A 20,015-nucleotide genomic window follows, 5' to 3' on the forward strand; every position below is an offset into this window, starting at 1 on the left:
GTGCCAAGCACAAAACGAATAGCCTCTCCTTATAGATAGAGAGCAGCAGAACCGGCTATGCCGTCCTCTCGGGGACGGCATCCGGCTTTCTCAAAATACAAGCAAAGGCCATGCTATAACATATAACGATTACCCGGAAGCGCGCCGAAGTCCACCCTTCCCGTGAACTCCCCGCCTTCCTGTAAAGCTATGAAGAGATGAACATATACATCAGGTAAATCAGGCTTTACGGCTTTCTTCTTTTTTGCGTTTAGCGGAGCTGTAGAGGATTGTACCCACAAACACTGCGATCAGAATGGTGAAGAAGATCACATGCGGCATTTCATAACCGAACGCACCGGCAAGCATCTTACCGGCAATAAGTGCAATGAGCAGGAAGGCTGACTGTTCCAGTTCAGGAAATCTGGCAATCAGCTTAAGGAATACCTGGGCCACTCCGCGCATCATCAGCACGCCGAGGATCCCGCCCAGGAAGAGCACCCAGACTTGATTACTAAGACCGAATGCAGCAACTACACTGTCAATACTGAAGGCAATATCCATTAATTCAACCAGGAGTACCGTCCTCCAGAAAGAGGTGCCTTTGTTCTTCGTCTCCCCTTCTTCTCCGCCACCCTTAAACAGACCTTTATAAGCAATGTAGAAGAGGTACAGAGCACCCAGAGCCTTAACCTCCCAGAATCCAATCAGGAAGGTACCCAGACCAATCGCCAAGAATCGGAATAAATAAGCGCCGAGTATCCCGTAAAATAGTGCCTTACGCTGCTGCTCTTTCGGTAAATGCTTAACCATTACCGCCAGCACGAGCGCATTATCTGCGGAGAGCAGGCCCTCCAGCAGAACCAGACTCCCGATAATCCCCCAGCTGACAGGATCGGAGAGCGTCGCTACAACATCACTCCAGGAGAAGAAATGCCCATAATTCTCACTGATACTCCTAAAAAAATCACTGAACCAGTCCATTCCACTTGCGCCTCCGGTAAAATAAAATTATTTGCTGCCCGCTACCCAGCGAAGCCCCCAGCCATAAGCCTCATCCATCTCCTTATGACCGCTGAAATATTGCACGAGGCGTTCAATACTAAAGGTCTCGTTGCCTACATTCCGGATCAGCGCGATGGCGCACATGCCCTTACGGTTGTTATGCTCGTCCAGATTAACGACAATATCTGGTCCTCCATCCTGCTTCAGGGTAACCACCCCATCCGCCTCAGACCAGTTGGTAACTCCCTTGTAAATAAAAGAAAAAACTAAAATTCTTTCGATTTGTGCAACCTTACTCCCGTTTATACGCAGATTCTCGCCGGATGTTACGGAGCCGGTCCGGTCATCCCCATCCAGCATGATGTAAGGCGGCTGCTGCAGGTTGCCGAACGCATTGCCCAGTGCCTGCACAACTCCCTTGCTGCCGTTCTTGAGTTCATACAGGCAAGCAAGATCCAGGTCCACGCCGCCCTTGTTACGGCTGAACAGTCCACCACCCTGCTTCTGATTCCAGTTCAGGTTGATTACGAGCTCCCCGAGACCGGAGGCTGATTTCTTCAGGTTGATGGAATCGCCCTTCTTCTTCAGCTCAATCTTCTTCAGATTGAGGTTCAGCGGCGGAGCAGGAGCTTCCGTCTGCTTTGGCGCAGGCGGAGGAGGAATTACTATAGCAGGTCTGGCTTGCTCTACCCGCGGCGGCGGCACCGGAAGCTTCGTGCGCTCCGGCGGTGCCTCCGTCTTCACCGGCTGCGGTGCAGCCGCCGGAGCAGGCTCATCCTCCACTTCTATTCCATAGTTGCCGCACAGGGCTTTGAGTCCGCCGGAGAAGCCTGCAACGATCGCACTGAATTTCCATTCTTCGCCGTATCTATATAATTCTCCTACCACAACAGCTGTTTCCACAGAGAAATGATTTCCCAGGTTACACCGCAGAATTTCCGCCCCTGTCGCCTGATCCAGGATCCGGCACTGGGCCTCGCTCATCTGTCCGAACATTTGCTTGCGGTTCTCGCCATCATACAGAGTAAGGGTAAAGGCAATCTTCGCGATACCTGCAGGAATCTTGTCCAATCCCACCTCGAACTGCTTAAGTCCTCCTGAAGCTGCACCCGGCACATCCTTATATCTGATATAAGGTGTTGACGGATTATTATAAAAGATCAGATCATCGTCACTATTTACTTTGCCTTGCGCCCCGAGCAGGAATGCAGAGGCGTCAATATCCATTGAAGATGGAGCTTTCCATCCGATCTCTACAATGATATTGCGGGTACCCGGGTTTCCTTTGGTCAGGTCTGCTTTCTGCCCTTTAACTACTTCAGTACTCATTCTTACGCCACCTTTATAAATGGATAAGAGTGCAACTTATACACTTTTGTCTATAAAAAGGGCAGGATCGATGATGATCCCGCCTTTGAAGCTTTATTGTGCATCCAGTCCATAATTCTTGCATAGAGCGCTGAGCCCGCCGGCAAACCCGCTGCCGATCGCCTGGAACTTCCAATCCGCCCCATGGCGGTAAAATTCACAGAAGACAACAGCTGTCTCGGTGGAGAAATCCTCACCCAGGTCAAACCGCAGAATCTCGCGGTCGCTGGAAGCATCTACAACACGAACAAATGCGTTCGATACCTGTCCGAAGTTCTGCACCCGTGTCTCATAATCATAGATCGTCACTGTAATCCCAATGCGCTGAATATTCGCGGGCACCAGGCTGAAATCCACAAGAATCTGCTCATCGTCCCCGTCGCCTTCACCTGTACGGTTATCGCCTGTATGGGTTACAGAGCCTGTCCCGCCGCTTGGGTTGTTATAGAATACAAAGTCGTCTTCGCCTTTGGCTTTGCCGTCCTCATGCAGCAGAAATGCTGAAGCATCCAGGTCGAAATCCTTGCCGCCGCTATACTTGTTTGTATCCCAGCCAAGTCCTACAACTACCTTCGTCAGGCCCGGATTGGTCTTGGTAAGATCAATCCGCTGTCCTTTGGAAAGACTGATCGTCACTGGCAAAAACCTTCTTTCCTCAAAGATTTAATTCCGAAGTCGCACGGGTCTTATTGCAGACCGTAATCACGGGTCAGTCCGGAGAGGCCGTCTTTGTAGCCGCTGCCGATGGCATTGAACTTCCACTCTGCGCCATTTCGGTACAATTCGCCGACTACAACGCCGGTTTCAACGGAGAAATCTTCACCCAGGTCAAAGCGGATCAGCTCTTCGCTGTTCGCATCATTGACGATACGCACATAGGAACGGGAGACTTGTCCGAAGTTCTGGCTTCTGGATTCTGCTTCATAGATGGTAATGGTGAAAGCAATTTTATCAACATCCGCAGGAACATTGAGCAAATCAACTTGAATCTGCTCATCGTCTCCGTCGCCTTCACCTGTGCGGTTGTCGCCGGTGTGAACAACGGAAGCGTTCTCGTTCTGCTTGTTGTTGAAGAAGATAAAGTTCGTTTCTTTATCCACTTTGCCGTTAGCATTCGTCAGGAATACAGACACGTCAAGGTCGAAGTCCTTCCCGCCATCGTATTTATTCGTATCCCATCCGAGGCCGACTGTAATTTTGGACAAGCCCGGATTAGTTTTGGTCAAATCGATTTTTTGTCCCTTGGATAAGTTAATAGCCATGAATAGAACCCTCTTTTCTCAAATTGGAATTAGATATAACGTTCAGCCAGTTGATTAATATGTGCTGCGTGCGCGCCTTCACCGATGGCTGCGAATTTCCACTCTTCGCCATGGCGGTATAGCTCGCCGCAGATCAGTGCCGTGAAGCCTGTGTAATTGTCCGTCAGATTAAACTTGATCAGTTCACCGTTCCCGGCCGCGTTGATAATCCGGATATACGCCGATTTGATCATCCCGAAATCCTGTTTGCGGTTCACCGCATCGTAGATGTTGACCACAACCAGAACCTTATGGACATCGGCAGGAATCGACTTCAGATTCACCATGATCTGTTCGTCGTCCCCGTCTCCTTCACCCGTCAGGTTATCTCCCGAGTGAACTACAGAGTTGTTCGTATTCTGTTTGTTGTGAAAGCAGACGAGGTTCAGCTTATTGGTCAGCTTGCCATTCTCATTCAGCAGCAGAGCGGAAGCATCGCAGTCCACATTCGCCTGTTTCTTGACACCAAAGAAGCCTCTTGCCGGTTCGGCAGGGTCCCAGCCCAATCCTACGATAACGTTAGACAGTCCGGCATTCCCTTTAGTTAAATCGATCTTCTGACCTTTTACCAGATTGATTCCAGCCAACTTTACGTACCTCCGTTTCCAGTAGTAATCACTGCCTGTAAGTCCTTCTTGCGGGTGTTATATCAGTGATACGATGGAGTAACGCCTAAGTTTCATCCAATTGCGGATGCCCTCCGGCCTGTATTACAGGCTGAATTCGCTTGGGCTCAGTCCCAGCACACTGCAGATATTCCGGACAACCGCTTTCTCATGCTCATCGAAGTCGCCGTCAGCCGCACCAATCGCGGAGCATACGCCCACAATTACACGTCCGATCTCCGGTTTGCCGCTGAATTTCGCGATCGACTTGAGCGCTTCCTGCTTGCCGATTTCCGGCGAGAACTCGAAGTTGCTCACATAGAAATTGAACTGATTGATGACATCTCTCATGTCAAATACCTTCAATTCATTGCTGAGGTTCATATATCCGGCCATTTTGTTCTTCTCGGATTCCTCAATCTTGCCGTCAGCCGCAGCAACCAGTGCGCAGCCTGCCACTACCGCGTTCATAAAGTCTTTATTTTTAAACTTCTTAACCTGTTCTGTCAGTCCGGTTTTTGTCGTATTCAGCCAATTTTTAAATGTGCTCATCGTATTCTCCTTCTATCATTCTGAATTATGACCAGTAGAACGGGCTGTGCCGTACTATAAGCACCATATCCGCTTCTGCCGGAAATATAAGGATAAATTATTATGCGTAGCCCATAAATCCTTATACTTTAAAAAAAGATATCCCCGAGCCTCCTCCCCGCCATTCCGGGCAGATATTCAACCAATGGTCCCATTGCCTAATTCTTACTCTTCTAATATAACCGATTAAATAACAATATTCTACTTTGACAGATTCTCACAGTACCTTGGACAGGAATTCCTTGGTGCGCTCATGTGACGGATTTCCGAACAACTGCTCGGGCACTCCCTGCTCCACTACAATTCCCTGCTCCATAAAGAGGACACGGTCTCCTACTTCACGGGCAAAGCCCATTTCATGCGTTACCACGACCATAGTCATTCCTTCGCGGGCCAAATCCTTCATTACGGCCAGCACCTCACCGACCATTTCGGGGTCCAGTGCAGAGGTCGGTTCATCAAAAAGCATAATCTTCGGCTCCATCGCCAAAGCGCGCGCAATCGCTACACGCTGGGCTTGACCGCCTGAAAGTGAAGAAGGATACATCTCCGCCTTCTCGCTCAGTCCCACCTTCTGCAGGAGCTCCAGTGCTTTCTGCCGGGCTTTATCTGCAGGCCATTTACGGACCTGCATCGGGGCCAGCATAATGTTCTCGATTACTTTTTTGTGCGGGAACAGATTGAACTGCTGAAACACCATGCCCACTTCGGTACGGATATCGTTAATCCTTGTGCTTTTGGCCATCAAGGAAGTGCCTTCAATCATAATATCGCCCTCCTGGGGCTGCTCCAGCAGATTCAGGCAGCGCAGAAAAGTCGATTTGCCCGAACCCGAAGGTCCGATCACCACCACTACCTCCTGACTGTGGATATCGACGCTAATGTCAGTCAGCACCTTATGGGTGCCGAAGGATTTATGCAGATGTTTGACTGAGATTATAGGCTCCATATGGGGTTACACCTTCCGTTCGATATAATTAAGCAGCTTGCTGAGGGAGTAGGTTAGAATGAAATAGATCAGTGCAGCGGTCAGATAAGGCTCCCAGATCCGCAGATATTGGCCTTTCATGGTGTTGCTCCAGTACATAATCTCCGGTGCGGCAATCAGCGCCAGCAGCGAGGAATCCTTGACGAGGACGATGAATTCATTCCCGAACGCCGGAACCATCCGTTTGATGGCCTGAGGCAGAATAATGAAGCGCATCGCCTGGAGTTTGGTCATCCCGAGTGACAGGGCGGCTTCCCGTTGTCCGGGGTCAATTGATTGGATGCCGGCACGGAAAATTTCAGCGGAATACGCCGCGGAATTGAGCGAGAGCGCCACAAATGCGCTCATCAGCGCATAGGTTTTACCATAGAACAACGGAATGAGTCCGAAATGGACGATCAGAATCTGGACGTACAACGGTGTTCCGCGGAAGATGTTGATATACGCATGAAACGGCCAGCGGAAATACCATCTGGGCGCCATTTTGCCGAACCCGATAACCAGTCCCAGAATGGACCCGCACAGGATCGAAACCAGCGATACGCCTATGGTAAATAAAGTTCCCTTAAGTAAAACCGGTAAATAATGAACGATGATGTCAAATCTGAAATCCATAGAACTCTTCCCTTCTCTTCTGCTTATAGCTTTCTCTATGTTTCTCTTGTGTTTCAAAAAAAGAAGCATGCGCAATAGCAATCATTACGCATGCTTAATTGTTATTCCGCTTACTCTGCGCTCAAAAGTGTGGCCGTATCCGGCTCATCGCCGAACCATTCTTTGTAGATTTCCGCATATTTGCCGTTCTCGATAACCGTCTTGATCGCCGGGTCCAGCTTCGCTTTCCATTCGCTGCCCTTAGGATACAGGATGCCGTAATACTCGGAACCGAAGTTCTCCTTGTCGATGATACCGGTCAGCTTCTCATTCGGATTATTCTTGATATATTCGTTCACGATGGCGATATCCGCAACCACTGCATCCGCTCCGCCGCCGTTCAGCTCCATCAGGGCTACCGCATTGCTGTCAAAGCGCTTCAGGTTGCCGTTGTCGATGCCCATGATGCCGCTCATCAGATCATCCGCAGTTGTTGCTGCCTGAACGGCAACTTTCTTATCCTTCAAATCAAGGGCGGACTTGATATCGCTGCCTTCCTTGACCATGATCATGTTCGTAGATTCGAAATAAGGAATGGAGTAGTCATAGGTTTCCTTGCGCTCATCTGTAATGGATACCGAAGATAGGCCCGCCTGATATTCAGTGCCTTGCTGAACACTGGTCAGCATCGTATCCCAGCCTGTGTTGGTCACGGTGTAGTCAATACCCGCTTCCTCCATAACTGCCTTAATGAAATCAATGTCAAAGCCCTTGATAGTGTCTGTATCCATATACTCCATAGGTGCATAACTGGCATCGCTGGCGAACTTGATGCTCTCGCCGGCCGCTTTGCCGCTGCCTGCGTTATTATCCGAACCACAGCCGACCATTGCCAGGACCAGGAATGCCACCATACCTGACATTGCCCATTTTTTACTGATTCCCATGCTCCAATCCCCCTACTTATTTATAAAATAACTTAAAGAGATTTTATCAGATTAAAGCGATGGTGACAATTAACTTTTCCTGCATATGTTATATAACATGACATAATATCGATGTATTGTAACATTTACAGCCACCTAACTTTAGAATTCAGGTCTATCTTCATATAAAAAGCAGCCAGGAGGCTGTCCGGAGAGTGAATCCCCGGCAGTGTCCTGGCTGCTTGCTATCATAACTGTTATTCAATTCATTCATTTCCAATTAGAACGTCAAATCCCCGTCATACGAAGCAATCAGCCGGTACAGCTCCGGACGGCGATCGCGGAAGATTCCCCACTCGATCCGGCCTACTTCAAGCGCGTCGAGATCAAACTCACTGACCAGTACACCCTGCTCATCGCGTCCGGCTTCAGCAACCTTGTTGCCCTGCGGGCCGGCAATGAACGAAGAGCCGTAGAAGTTAATGCTGGAATCCTCGTCAATCTCCTCCCCGATCCGGTTGGAGGCTACAACAGGAATCAGGTTAGCCGCTGCATGGCCCAGCATGCAGGTCTGCCAGTGATCCTTGGAGTCGATCGAGCCGTCCTGCGGCTCCGAGCCGATAGCTGTAGGGTAGAACAGAATCTCCGCCCCCATCAGGCTCATCACCCGCGCTGCTTCCGGATACCATTGATCCCAGCAGACGCCGACGCCGATTTTGGCATAACGGGTATTCCACACCTTGAAGCCGGTATCGCCCGGGTTGAAGTAGAACTTCTCCTCATAGCCGGGGCCGTCAGGAATATGACTCTTGCGGTACTTGCCCATCACGGTTCCGTCGGCATCAATCACGGCCAGCGAATTGTAACGTGCATAGTTCTTTTTCTCATAAAAGCTGATCGGTAGCACCACTTCCAGCTCTTTGGCTACCGCCTTGAAGTGATTCACCGCCTTGTTGTGCTCAAGCTCGGTGGCGTAGGCGTAATAATCGGATTTCTCCTTCTGGCAGAAATACGGAGTCTCAAACAGCTCCTGCAGCAGAATAATCTGCGCACCCTGGGCCGCCGCTTCTCTGACCAGTGTCTCCGCCTTACGGATATTCTCATCAATGTCGCCGGAACAGCTCATTTGTGTTGCGGCTACTTTTACTTTTCTCATGGTTGTTCCTCCTCTTACGAACTTAAGATTCCCATCTGGGCGAGCTGTAACTGCCTATACCCTAGTTCACTGCAGGCATCTGTTGGGTTGTACAGTGCACGTTCCCGCCTTCACCGATTACAGCCATTCCGTTCACTGTACGGATTCTGCGTTCCGGGAACAGCCCGGCAAGCGTCTCTTCGGCTAGCCTGTCTGTCTCTGCCGCCGTACCGCCGAATACCGGCAGGATAATCCCGCCGTTCACGAAATAGAAATTCAGATAGCTCAGGGTCAACCGGCTGCCTTCATAATCAACACGGGGCGGCTGCTGAATGCGGATGATCTCCAGTTTCCGTCCCTTGGCATCGGTAGCCTGCTCCAAAATACGCAGGTTCTCCTCCGAAATGGCATAGTTCTCATCCTGCGGGTCTCCGCAGACCTGGATGATCACCTTGCCCGGCGCAGCGAAGCACGCGATATTATCAACATGACCGTCCGTCTCGTCCCCGCTGAGGCCGCGCTTCAGCCAGATTATCGATTCTGTCCCCGTATATTGCTTCACTAAGCCGGCGATCTCTTCCCGGTCCAGCTCGGGATTGCGGTTCGTGTTCAGCAGACATTCTTCGGTAGTCAGCAGTGTTCCTTCACCATCGGTATGGATTGATCCGCCCTCCATCACAAGCGGTGCATCATACCTGCTGATCTCCAGCTGTTCCAGAATTTGCGGAGCTACCTTATCGTCAAGGTCCCATGGCGTATATTTGCCGCCCCAGGCATTGAACTTCCAGTTCACGCCGGCAAGCTTGCCTTCCGCATTCACCACAAAGGTCGGTCCGTTATCGCGCAGCCAGGCATCATTATGCCGGATGGGCAGCAGCGTCACATTAGCACCCAGTGCAAGCTGTTCTACAGTCTCCATATCATCAGGGTTCACGATCACCGTTACTGGCTCGAACTCGGCAATGGCTCTGATAATCTCGGCATAACCTGCGCTTACCGCCGCATGGTTGTCCGGATATACCATAGAGTCCTGCACCGGCCAGGAGATGAAGGTCCGTTCATGCTGGGCCCATTCCGCCGGCATTGTATAGTTTAAATCTTTGGGATACGTCATTTAGTTACCTCTGCCGTTTATATTTGAAGCTGCCCTGTTAGCCGCAAGCTCCTCACCCATCATACAATAATATGCCTGTGTGCTCAATTGCCGGACCGCAATAATCCCCCTGGAAATATCCAGAGGGATTAGCGTTATATTGCTATTTTACAGTGTAATATGCTTAATGACATTGCCGGCGAAATCCTTGATGCTGAATTCACCATTGTCCAGGATTCCGTAAGAATTGGGATTGTTCTCTTTGGGAAGGGAGATCGATCCGGGGTTAAGCACGACAATGCCTTCCCTCATATCCGCCACCGGCAGATGTGTATGTCCCTGGATGAACACATCCCTCGGGGACAGCGCCGGCAAGTTATCGATGCTGAATCCATGCCCGTGCGTAGCGTAAATCTTACGGCCCTCATGAAGAATCATTACGTAGTCGCCCATCATCGGGAACTGCAGCAGCATCTGGTCTACTTCAGCATCACAGTTCCCTCTCACGGCAACCAGCGATTTACCGTAAGCATTCAGCTTGTCGGCGACCCCCTGTGGATTATAACCCTCGGGCAGCAGATTTCTCGGCCCGTGATACAGGAAGTCTCCCAGAATAACCAGCGTGTGCGGCTGCTCCTCCTCCGCCTTGGCCAATGCCTGCTCCAGCCAGTGCAGGGACCCGTGAATATCGGAAATAAACATCAGTTTCATCCTTGTTCTTCCTCTCCGTTATATAGCTTGAGCTTAATGATGTCCGGGTAAAGCCTCAGTTCCACTATGAGCTTCAGTCTCTGGTGATATGGTGATTTTTTTGAAATCCCAGCCTCTGCTGCCACAGGAATTTTTGGACCACCCACTCTTGGCGGTGGAATCCTGCACGAAATACAACATTCTCCTCATATTCCCGGCCCTAATCCTCCCAAACACCCCGGTGTCGCCCAAATAAAGTTGCAATACGTACAACAACTATGCCTGTGCAATGTGAACTTAAGAATCTCCGGTTCTGGTCCTGCCAGCACCGAATCAAACAGGAGGAATGGGTAATTCCATGCATCCATTGTAAACGCCCCCGCCCGGTTAACGCAAAGCAAGACGCCCCGGCGGGGCGCCCTACTGTTAACTCCGCTTACTCCGTATATCTAAAAGCTTCTCATGGCAGGTTGGACGAGCCCATCAGGAAGCGGTCCACTTCACGGGCAGCCTGCCGGCCCTCGTTAATTGCCCAGACCACTAGGCTCTGGCCGCGCCGCATGTCGCCGGCAGTGAAGACACCCTTCACACTCGTGGCCTGCGTGCCAAATTCAGCCTTAACATTGGAGCGCTCATCGCGTGCTACACCCAGCTGTCCAAGTACCGTTTCCTCCGGTCCGGTGAACCCCAGCGCCAGCAGCACCAGTTGCGCCTGAATAACCTCTTCACTGCCCGGCACTTCAACCGGCATCATCCGGCCGTCCTCCGTACGCTTCCATTCAATGCGCACGGTATGCAGCTCCTGCACATGTCCGTTCGTGTCGCCGGCGAAGCGCTTGGTGTTCACAAGATAGCGGCGCGGATCTTCTTCATATAGAGAAGCGGCCTCCTGCTGCCCGTAATCGACCTTCAGCACCTTCGGCCACTCTGGCCAAGGATTGCCCGGCTGACGGGTGAGCGGCGACTGTGGCATAATCTCCAGCTGGATGACGCTTCGGCAACCATGGCGGATAGAGGTAGCTACACAGTCCGTACCTGTATCACCACCGCCGATAACAACAACATCCTTGCCTGCCGCCGACAGATATTCTCCGTCAGCCAGCCCGGAATCCAGCAGGCTCTTCGTGTTCAGGGTCAGGAACTCCATTGCCTGATGGATGCCGCGCAAATCCCGGCCTTCCAGCGGAAGCTCCCGCGCCTTGGTAGATCCGCCGCAGAGAACTACGGCATCATGCTCTTCCTGCAGCTGCTCCGCAGGGATATCCCGGCCGATTTCGGTCCGTGTAACGAAGGTAATTCCTTCGGCCGCCAGCAGGTCCACCCGGCGCTGTACCTTCTTCTTGTCCAGCTTCATGTTCGGAATGCCGTAGGTTAGCAGACCACCGATCCGGTCAGCCCGTTCGTATACAGTTACACTGTGCCCCGCCTTGTTCAGCTGGGCCGCACAGGCAAGTCCTGCGGGTCCGGAACCCACAACCGCAACCTTTTTACCCGTACGGGTAAGCGGCGGTTCAGGTACAATCCAGCCTTCGGCAAAACCTCTATCTACAATCGACTTCTCAATGGATTTAATGGTTACTGGATCGCCATTCTTACCAACGGTACAAGCGCCTTCACAAGGCGCAGGACAGACGCGTCCTGTAAATTCAGGGAAGTTATTCGTCTTATGCAGCCGTTTCAGCGCTACCTCCCAGTTACCGCGGTATACCATGTCATTCCATTCCGGAATGAGGTTGTGCAGCGGGCAGCCGCTGGCCATCCCGCTAAGCAGACGTCCTACATGGCAGAACGGTGTTCCGCAATCCATGCAGCGGGCACCTTGCTCCCGCAGCTGCTCTTCTTCCAGAGGTACCGAAAATTCATTCCAATTCTTAATCCGTTCCAAAGGCTCGCATTCAGCAGGCGTACGCCGCTGATATTCTAAAAATCCGGTTGCTTTACCCATTCCTGTCTCCTCCGAGTCTCTCTGATTGGCCGCCGGAAATGTAATAAGCGGCATTCATGCCCACTTTCGGCTCCAAAAAGAAACCTACTCTTCTGTCGCCGGGCCGTCATTCTGTCACTGTAAAGCAGCGAAGCAAGGAGCTGCAACGGGGTATGGAATCACCCCGGTACAGGCCCTTGCACAGTTGTAATAAGGGGGAATAAATGCCTTCATATTATCATCTATCTACCGGCCGCGAACATGAGCAATGTCACCTTTTGCGACAAATGGCGCGGACACCGAGCTTAGGCCGGATTTTTTCCCTTTATAATAGTATAGGCGGCGCTGAATACCCCGAATAATATCCCCGTAACCGGGAACACAATCCAGTTGATGTGCCACTGATCGTACACAAACCCGCTGACCAGAAAGACGCAGGTAACCAGCGGCCAGACGATGGAGGCTACTGCACCGATGACCCGGTCCTCTTCCTTCTTTTCTTTACTGAAATCCCCGGTTTTCAGCAGCATCTGATACGCTCCCCGGATACTCCCGTAATAGACAAAGAGGAATACAGCTACTGCCACCACAGCCAGCAGAATCACTACCCCATACGAAGAAGCGTCATCTCCAAAGGCTGAAGCTACAAAAATAGCAATTGGCGATAATACGCACAGGCTGACTCCCATGATGAGCGACAGCATATAGGTTGCGGCAAAAGCGGACTGTTTCCGCTCAACCTCAGCCTGCAGATGGTAAGGCAAACTGAATCCGGACTCCATAAATTTATATTTTTCCATTCGCATGCCGCTGTAGATAAACATCGCAATAGCCGGAACCAGCAGAACTAACAGAAAGCCTACCCCGATCATGCTCATCGCATCCTCCGAAAAGACAGAGCTCATAAACCCGTTCTCCCCAAGACTCGCAATCAGAATGAGCAGGCCGGCGCCCACCATAATCAGCCCTGTGCCAAGACCTATAAGCAGCCCTGATCTCCTTTTGGCAGCAATGAATTCCTCCGTCTCCATTTCAGTAAGCATCGGAACCAGCTCTTCCTTACGGACCTCCCCGATGCCCAGCTCGCTGATCAGCTCATCAATATTGCCGAATTCGGAAATGACGATACCTACCGCTTCGTTCTCCGACTTCCCGTCATCCTTCAGTTCGTGATACTTCTCCTCCATGTTGCCAAGCAGCTCCTGCTTCAGCTTATGCATCTGTTCCGTCCTGGGCAGAGAAGCGAACATATTGTTCAGATAACCTATAATTGTATCCAAGTTCATCACAGCTCCTTTATGAATTTGTTGATGACTTCTTGCGTAACTTGCCATTCCTCACATTTGGCGCGGTAATACGCCCGTCCCTGGGGAGTGATACGGTAATAAGTGCGCCTTTTTCCAAAAGTCTCATCCAGATAAAATGAATCGATGTATCCGTTCTTCTCCAGCCGGGTAAATGCGGAATAGAGCGTGGTTTCCTTCATAATGTATTTCTCTTCCGAGAGCTTCCGTATATTCTTGGAGATCTCATAGCCGTAAGACTCCCCGTCCAGAAGCATGTAGAGGATCATCGTATCGTTGTATCCCCGGATAACGTCACTGCTGATCAATTGCCTGCCTCCTATACTTCATCTGTCGTAGTAATTAATTTCATAATAACACAACTACTACGACAGATGAAGTACTATTTATCCCGATAAAAAATTTATTTTTAACCCAAGCAGAAACAGCTTTGTTGTCCTTATTCGCACAGAAACAGACTGCCTGGGCAGTCTGTTTCTGTGATTTAGAACTATTTGATTACAGCACAGCAAGTACAATCATTCCAATGCCTCTAGCCGCTAAAATGCCGCTGTCCAGCTGTCCCGCATGCTCCTCGCCGAACAGAACCCTCCATTGCCCCAGCATGGGCAGCTCAAGAACGGCCCCATCCGGATTGGCATTGTACAGGATGTAGAGATGCTGTGCGGAATCTCCCCCGGGATGATCTCTTAGCGAGAAGGCAACCGAATGCGCCGGAGACTCCTCGAAGACCAGATGGTCCCGGATTTCATCGGCAGTCCGCAGCCGGAAGGCGGGACGTGCCGCGCGCAGCGCAATCAGCCGCTTCATGTAATCTACAGATTCTGCATGGGCGGCGCAGCGTTCCCAGTCCAGCCAGTTGTACTCCACGGGCGATTTATAGCTGTTCTCGATCCCGTCCTTGGTCCGCATGAACTCCTGCCCGGCATGGATGAAGGGAATCCCCTGGCTGGTCAGGATCATCGCTGAGGCTAAGTGGTGCATGGCGCAGCGCTGTTCATCCGTTATCCCTCCGGTGGACAGCAGAAGCTTATCCCATAACGTGTGGTTGTCATGGCACTCCACATAGTTAACACTTTGCTGCGGCTCCTGGGCGTATTGCCCGAGGCCCGGCCCGTAGTAGATCCCTCCGGCAATCCCGGCCTTCACATTCCGTTCAAAGCCGCTACCGCCGCTAATGAAGCCTTTCTGGTCATGCAGAAAAATATTACCTTTGACCGCATCGCGGTAACCGTCGTTGAAATGTCCGATGCCCGGCAGCTCATTGGCATGGCGCTGGTTGGCGCGGAGATCCTCTGCAAGCTCCGTGTCCATCACCCAGCCCTCCCCTATAGTCATCAGGGAAGGATCAAGCTCATCGAGCCGGCGGCGGATTTCTGTCATGGTGCCAATATCAAGCAAGCCCATCAGATCGAAGCGGAAGCCGTCGATATGATATTCCTCAGCCCAGTAGACGACCGACTCCACGATGAAACGTGACATCATCTTGCGTTCAGAAGCGGTGTCGTTACCGCAGCCGGAGCCGTTGGACAGCCTGCCGTCCTCTTTATAGCGCAGATAATAGCCGGGAACCAGCTTGGTAAAATTCACGCGGAACCCGTCATAGACATGATTGTAGACAACATCCATTATGACACGCAGGCCGCGGTCATGCAGCGCCTGTATCATCGTCTTCAGTTCCTTGATGCGCAGACCCGGCACATACGGGTCTGTAGCATAGGAGCCTTCAGGCACATTATAGTTCTTGGGATCGTATCCCCAATTATAATGCGGCTGATCCAGCCGGGTCTCATCCACGCTCTCCGTAGCATAATCGTAGACAGGGAGCAGCTGCACATGAGTCACCCCAAGGGCCGCAATATGGTCAAGGCCGGTCGGAATCCCTTCAGGGCCGCGTGTCCCGGCTTCTGCCAGGCCTAAATATTGTCCTTTATGCGTAATCCCGCTGGCGGGATGCATGGACAGGTCGCGCAGATGAAGCTCATAGATCACCGCATCAACCGGATCCTCCAGCGGCGGCAGATCCTGCGTCCAATGCTCAGGATCTGTCATACGCATATCAAGAACCGCACCTCTGTCACCATTCACGCCGACAGCACGGGCGTAGGGATCTGCTGCTTCATTCCACAAATCGCCCAGCCGCACACGGTAGGTGTAGAATTTCCCGTTCAGGTCACCGGGAACGGTGATTCTCCAGGTTCCCCGGACATCCCGGATCATAGGAATATGCTGTCCGGCTGCCTCCTGCCAGGATTCATAGAGCACAAGCTCTGCTTCCTGGGCGGTAGGCGCCCATAAACAGAACGCCGAGCCGGTCACTGAGTAGCTCAAGCCAAGATCGCTCCCGTCGTAGCTGAACAGTTCATCAAATTCCCGGTCAAACACGGATATACCGCTGGTAGCCGCCGGATCACCATAATAGATTGGTTCCTTCATTTCCTTTTGTACGGACAAGGCCCCCGCCTCCTTTACCCTTTATTAAAATATACGTCTGCATAACTGGGAGTTACACTAAATCCATTCTTCATAAATGGAATTTTATCCTAGTCTTACGTTTTGTGCAAACGTTTGTATTATGTAATGCCGGAAGGCCGAACCTCTCTGCAGTCCCGTTGTGTACTTCAGTCAGCAGGTTAGCCATTCCTTATGCCGTTAAGGTGCCTCTAAAGATTCCGCTATGTTAAGCGCAACCATCGTAAGGATTGCCTGATTCGCTGTATATGAAATACGCCGCTCCTGGCCAGGAATATACCCATGGCCCGGATGGCGTACCCCATTGTCATGGACAACCAGCGTACATGTGCCATCAGCATGATCCTCATAACCGATTCCAAGCACCCAATGATAATCATAGACATAACTTCCCCGCCAGCGGAGGCTGAACCATTTATCAAATTTAAGCGCTACAGGCCGCGAGGCATCGATCTCGGCTTTGTATTTTGCGATATCATTAAATACGGATACCGTAAGCAGTCCGGAGCTATCCTTCCCGCGCGTAGCAGCATGGCTGATGTAGGCCCGGAGACCTTTGGCGAAGCTGCGCACACTCATCCCCCAAGGTGTTCCGCCATGATGCGTGTATATGTAATTGATATGTGCTGCTTTGGAATCAAAATGACCGGCCCCCGGAATAAACAGCCTGCCCATACGCGTGTGCCAATATTCCATAAGCGCGGCCATAGTTGCCGGACCGCAGGCTGAGGCGGGAGAGGCTACTCCCGCTTCCCACTGCGTGTAAGGTTCCGCCTTCAACTGCCGGCTGGACGGCTGTCCGCTCATAGGGATACCCTATTCCGGCAATGCTGCAATACACGTTGCGCAGGAAGCAGCAGTTCCTTGCCGGCAGCCTCATGCTCAAGGCTGATTCCGTTCGATCCCCCTGGATCTGCCGGGGTAACCGGTATAGATACATGCTGATCGGAGTCAGCAGAATCAGCTGATTCCGCCCACTCACCATCAGGATCGATGTCAATATCTATGGGTAGTGTGAAATAGAAATCCGAGCCTTCTCCTTCAACGCTCTCCACGGTGATCGCTCCGCCCATCAGCTCAACCAGCCGTTTGCAGATCGCGAGGCCCAGTCCGGTTCCCCCATATTTGCGGTTGATGAACGGATGAAGCTGGGAGAAGGACTGGAACAACAGCGGCTGTTTCTCCGGCGGAATTCCGATTCCTGTATCCAGCACACTGAATTTCAGTATCAGCTTCCTGCGGTCCCGGCAGTATTCCGTACCGAGATGGATAGAGACTTGCCCCTTCTCCGTGAATTTGACCGCATTGCTGACGAGGTTCACCAGCACTTGGCGCAGGCGGGCGGCATCGCCCATAATCAGCTCCGGCACATCAGGAGCCATATGGCAGGAGAGTTCAATGCCTTTCTCCCGGGCTTTGGGCGTGAACAGATCCGTTACGCTTTCAAGCAGTCCTTCCAGGCTGACCGGCTCATGGGTAAGCGTCATTTTACCGGCTTCTATTTTGCTGAAATCCAGAATTTCATTAAGAATATATAACAGGGACGCGCTGCTGTCGCTAATGATCTCAGCATATCCCCGCTGCTCCTCATTAAGCTCCGTCTCCGTGAGCAGATCTGTCATCCCTATAATTCCATTCATCGGCGTCCGCAGTTCATGGCTCATGATGGCCAGGAATTCCGATTTAGCCTGGTCTGCTTTCTCTGCCAGTTCCTTCGCTCTAATAATCTCCTTCTCATCGGTAATGTCACGGAAGACAACGACTGCTCCCTTGCGCTCGCCCTTGTCAAACAGCGGCGTAACCTGATATTCGGCCAGAAAGCTGGAGCCGTCCTTGCGCCACAGCACCGCATCTTTGCTCTGATGAGATTCCCCTGCCCGCACCGCCCGCATCAGTGGTGATTCCTCCGGCCGGTAATGAATGCCGTCCAGCGCCGTCTGTTGAAGGTGGTCCAGGTAAGGAAGGCCTGTGATCTCTCCATATTCAAAGCCCAGCATCTGTGCGCCTGCAGGATTGATGAAGGTCACTCTCCCTCCGGTATCCAGACCAAATATCCCTTCGGAGACCGAGTTCAGGATCAGAGTGTAATCATTGCTCAGCTTCTCAATCTGCTCGGTATACCTGATATGGTCTGTAATGTCGCGGGAAATTCCATACACACCTACAACCTGCCTGTCCACAATAATAGGAATATTGGTCGTGTTGATCTCCACCAGATGTCCATCCTTATGAATCAGCGTCAGATCATAACTCTGGGGTTTGCCTTGGGTAGCCAGAGTGAAATGATGCAGCGTCTTCCCGATATCCTTGTCAGCCACAAGCGGCCCGAAATAATTGCCCAGCAGCTCGTCCAGCGAATACCCGCTCAGCTTCTCCAGATTGGCATTAGCCGTCAGATAGGCACCTTGCAGATTCATGGAATATACGGCTGAGGGATTGTACTCGAATAAAGATTTATAACGCTGCTCATTCTCCTGCAGCTTCGACTCGAACTCTCTGCGTTCTGTAATATTCCGGCCGACAGCAATAATCTCAACCGCATGCCCCTGTTCATCAAAAATATAACGGCTGTTCGTTTCGAACCAGATATAGCTGCCGTTCTTATGGCGATAGCGGTAGGAGACCGGCGGGATACACCCGGAATTCACGCTCTTGGACATGATGTCTCTCATCATATCGAGATCGTCCGGATGCAAATAATGATATGCGCTGGTGCCGATCATCTCTTCCGGCTCATAACCGAGCAGCGAACGGCTGACCGGTGAGCAGTATAAGAATATACTATCCTTAATGGCGTGGCGGGAAATCAGATCGAGGGAATTCTCTGACATCAGGCGGAAGTTGCGTTCGCTCTCCAGCAGCAGCAACTCCATCTGCATCCGCTCGGTAACATCCTGCATCATGCCGATAAGCTGAACCGGCTGGCCTCCCGGCCCGAAGGTTACATCCCACTGGATATGTACCGCAAGGATGTCTCCCTTCGGCAGAATCAGCCGGTAAGACGTGTCCCCGGACTCCCCCTTGATTACAGCACGCTCCACCGCAGCTTGCAGGAGTGTAAGATCCTCCGGATGGACCAGCGCCAGAAAAGTATCATAATCGACATTGTCAGCCCCGACAGCATTCTGTAGAATACGCCGCAGCTCTTCCGAGAAAGAAAGTTTGCCCTTGGTCAAATCCCAGCCCCATGAACCTATTCTGGCTACCCGCTGGGCAGCAGCTAGAGCTTCCTCACTCTGCTTGCGCCCGTTCACATTACGCCCGATCCCCATGATTCGAGTGATTTCACCGTTCTCCTCGCGGATTTCATGAAAAGACATCTCAAACCATAGATAATACCCCTCCTTATGGCGCAAACGGCGGCTGTAGGTATCATTCTTCAACAAGCCATTGGAACTGCTGATCCCGTCAATATCATCCGGATGATAGAATTCTGCCCGGTTTCTTCCGATCATCTCCTCCGGCAGATACCCGAGCTGCGGGAAGGAGGAGGGGGAAATAAAGCTTAACGTCCCGTCCGGCAGCGAGAAGGAAATCATGCTCTGATCATCTTTTATAAATAAGTTATACAGATCGCGGCTGTCTACTGTCAGCTGGTCAGCAATCTTGCGGTCCGTAACATCCTGTGCATATACAATAATATTCCGGTCTATCCGTCCTGCTTCTGCCGGAACAAACGTAAGGGAGAGCCAGAACGGCCGCCCGCCGCTGCCCGGGAAACGCAGCTCTTTCACAAGAGGCTGCCCGTTGGTCTGCGACAGCTCCTTCATGATATCGGGTAAAGAGAATCCGCGCTGCTCTTCCGGCCGGATCCGGCCTGTCCCGGATAAAGCGCCCGCGAGAAACTCCGGTTCACTGCAGCCAAGCATCGTGCAAAAAGCAGGGTTAACCATGACCCAGCGGTCTCCTTCAGAAGACAGTATAGCCATCCCCACTGGAGACATTAGGAATGCTTGATCCAGAATGATTCTATTCTCTGCCAAGTTATCCATTAAACAAGGCCTCCTTCATCTCGAGCCAGCGATTATGCAGACTCTCTG

At 51.6% G+C, this 20,015-nt stretch carries 18 protein-coding genes; all 18 read right to left on the minus strand.

Annotated elements, in window-relative coordinates:
- Positions 1-219: 219 nt before the first annotated feature.
- The gene (locus MKZ24_RS02665; RefSeq protein WP_340781227.1) at positions 220-963 is read right to left on the minus strand and encodes a TerC family protein; all 744 of its coding nucleotides are present in this window, start codon (positions 961-963) and stop codon (positions 220-222) included.
- A 27-nt stretch (positions 964-990) separates the two neighbouring features.
- Positions 991-2,313, minus strand: coding sequence for a TerD family protein (locus tag MKZ24_RS02670; RefSeq protein WP_042231965.1), 1,323 nt, complete (start codon positions 2,311-2,313; stop codon positions 991-993).
- A 93-nt stretch (positions 2,314-2,406) separates the two neighbouring features.
- Positions 2,407-2,988, minus strand: a complete 582-nt coding sequence (locus MKZ24_RS02675) for a TerD family protein (RefSeq protein WP_042132987.1) — start codon at positions 2,986-2,988, stop codon at positions 2,407-2,409.
- A gap of 50 nt (positions 2,989-3,038) precedes the next feature.
- Positions 3,039-3,614 carry a TerD family protein gene (locus tag MKZ24_RS02680; RefSeq protein WP_042231962.1) on the minus strand — a complete coding sequence of 192 codons (576 nt, stop codon included), beginning with the start codon at positions 3,612-3,614 and terminating at the stop codon, positions 3,039-3,041.
- 29 nt (positions 3,615-3,643) lie between these two features.
- The gene (locus MKZ24_RS02685; RefSeq protein ID WP_042132983.1) at positions 3,644-4,240 is read right to left on the minus strand and encodes a TerD family protein; all 597 of its coding nucleotides are present in this window, start codon (positions 4,238-4,240) and stop codon (positions 3,644-3,646) included.
- A 123-nt stretch (positions 4,241-4,363) separates the two neighbouring features.
- Positions 4,364-4,810: a tellurite resistance TerB family protein gene (locus MKZ24_RS02690; protein WP_042132981.1), complete on the minus strand. Its 447-nt coding sequence runs from the start codon at positions 4,808-4,810 to the stop codon at positions 4,364-4,366.
- A gap of 256 nt (positions 4,811-5,066) precedes the next feature.
- Positions 5,067-5,789 carry an amino acid ABC transporter ATP-binding protein gene (locus tag MKZ24_RS02695; protein WP_042241366.1) on the minus strand — a complete coding sequence of 241 codons (723 nt, stop codon included), beginning with the start codon at positions 5,787-5,789 and terminating at the stop codon, positions 5,067-5,069.
- A 15-nt stretch (positions 5,790-5,804) separates the two neighbouring features.
- Entirely contained in the window at positions 5,805-6,452 is a 648-nt protein-coding gene (locus tag MKZ24_RS02700) for an amino acid ABC transporter permease (RefSeq protein WP_039299378.1), read from the minus strand.
- A gap of 110 nt (positions 6,453-6,562) precedes the next feature.
- Positions 6,563-7,378, minus strand: coding sequence for a transporter substrate-binding domain-containing protein (locus MKZ24_RS02705; RefSeq protein ID WP_340781229.1), 816 nt, complete (start codon positions 7,376-7,378; stop codon positions 6,563-6,565).
- 259 nt (positions 7,379-7,637) lie between these two features.
- Positions 7,638-8,513 (minus strand): N-carbamoylputrescine amidase, encoded by an 876-nt coding sequence (gene aguB, locus MKZ24_RS02710; protein ID WP_340781231.1) that lies wholly within the window; start codon positions 8,511-8,513, stop codon positions 7,638-7,640.
- 61 nt (positions 8,514-8,574) lie between these two features.
- Complete coding sequence (locus MKZ24_RS02715; RefSeq protein WP_340781232.1) at positions 8,575-9,606, minus strand: agmatine deiminase family protein; 1,032 nt, start codon at positions 9,604-9,606, stop codon at positions 8,575-8,577.
- A 147-nt stretch (positions 9,607-9,753) separates the two neighbouring features.
- Entirely contained in the window at positions 9,754-10,296 is a 543-nt protein-coding gene (yfcE, locus tag MKZ24_RS02720) for a phosphodiesterase (protein WP_340781233.1), read from the minus strand.
- 439 nt (positions 10,297-10,735) lie between these two features.
- Entirely contained in the window at positions 10,736-12,220 is a 1,485-nt protein-coding gene (locus tag MKZ24_RS02725; RefSeq protein WP_340781234.1) for a glutamate synthase subunit beta, read from the minus strand.
- A gap of 284 nt (positions 12,221-12,504) precedes the next feature.
- The gene (locus MKZ24_RS02730) at positions 12,505-13,479 is read right to left on the minus strand and encodes a permease prefix domain 1-containing protein (RefSeq protein WP_340781235.1); all 975 of its coding nucleotides are present in this window, start codon (positions 13,477-13,479) and stop codon (positions 12,505-12,507) included.
- Positions 13,480-13,484: 5 nt separating this feature from the next.
- Entirely contained in the window at positions 13,485-13,811 is a 327-nt protein-coding gene (locus MKZ24_RS02735) for a PadR family transcriptional regulator (protein WP_042231945.1), read from the minus strand.
- A 190-nt stretch (positions 13,812-14,001) separates the two neighbouring features.
- Positions 14,002-15,957 (minus strand): type I pullulanase, encoded by a 1,956-nt coding sequence (gene pulA / locus MKZ24_RS02740; protein ID WP_042231942.1) that lies wholly within the window; start codon positions 15,955-15,957, stop codon positions 14,002-14,004.
- Positions 15,958-16,155: 198 nt separating this feature from the next.
- A complete protein-coding gene (locus tag MKZ24_RS02745; protein ID WP_340781236.1) occupies positions 16,156-16,782 on the minus strand; it encodes a C39 family peptidase in 627 nt (208 codons plus the stop codon).
- The gene (locus MKZ24_RS02750) at positions 16,779-19,967 is read right to left on the minus strand and encodes a PAS domain-containing protein (protein ID WP_063840058.1); all 3,189 of its coding nucleotides are present in this window, start codon (positions 19,965-19,967) and stop codon (positions 16,779-16,781) included. The genes MKZ24_RS02745 and MKZ24_RS02750 overlap by 4 nt, the downstream gene beginning before the upstream one ends.
- Between the last annotated feature and the right edge of the window lie 48 nt (positions 19,968-20,015).

It is taken from the genome of Paenibacillus sp. FSL R7-0297 (genome assembly GCF_038009025.1).
Taxonomy (GTDB): Bacteria; Bacillota; Bacilli; order Paenibacillales; family Paenibacillaceae; genus Paenibacillus_AQ.

Coding starts and splice junctions, on each gene's coding strand:
- MKZ24_RS02700 (WP_039299378.1), bottom strand. CDS start 6,452: ATGGATTTCAGATTTGACATCATCGTTCATTATTTACCGGTTTTACTT.
- MKZ24_RS02680 (WP_042231962.1), bottom strand. CDS start 3,614: ATGGCTATTAACTTATCCAAGGGACAAAAAATCGATTTGACCAAAACT.
- MKZ24_RS02715 (WP_340781232.1), bottom strand. CDS start 9,606: ATGACGTATCCCAAAGATTTAAACTATACAATGCCGGCGGAATGGGCC.
- MKZ24_RS02705 (WP_340781229.1), bottom strand. CDS start 7,378: ATGGGAATCAGTAAAAAATGGGCAATGTCAGGTATGGTGGCATTCCTG.
- MKZ24_RS02750 (WP_063840058.1), bottom strand. CDS start 19,967: ATGGATAACTTGGCAGAGAATAGAATCATTCTGGATCAAGCATTCCTA.
- MKZ24_RS02670 (WP_042231965.1), bottom strand. CDS start 2,313: ATGAGTACTGAAGTAGTTAAAGGGCAGAAAGCAGACCTGACCAAAGGA.
- MKZ24_RS02725 (WP_340781234.1), bottom strand. CDS start 12,220: ATGGGTAAAGCAACCGGATTTTTAGAATATCAGCGGCGTACGCCTGCT.
- MKZ24_RS02745 (WP_340781236.1), bottom strand. CDS start 16,782: ATGAGCGGACAGCCGTCCAGCCGGCAGTTGAAGGCGGAACCTTACACG.
- aguB (WP_340781231.1), bottom strand. CDS start 8,513: ATGAGAAAAGTAAAAGTAGCCGCAACACAAATGAGCTGTTCCGGCGAC.
- yfcE (WP_340781233.1), bottom strand. CDS start 10,296: ATGAAACTGATGTTTATTTCCGATATTCACGGGTCCCTGCACTGGCTG.
- MKZ24_RS02665 (WP_340781227.1), bottom strand. CDS start 963: ATGGACTGGTTCAGTGATTTTTTTAGGAGTATCAGTGAGAATTATGGG.
- MKZ24_RS02690 (WP_042132981.1), bottom strand. CDS start 4,810: ATGAGCACATTTAAAAATTGGCTGAATACGACAAAAACCGGACTGACA.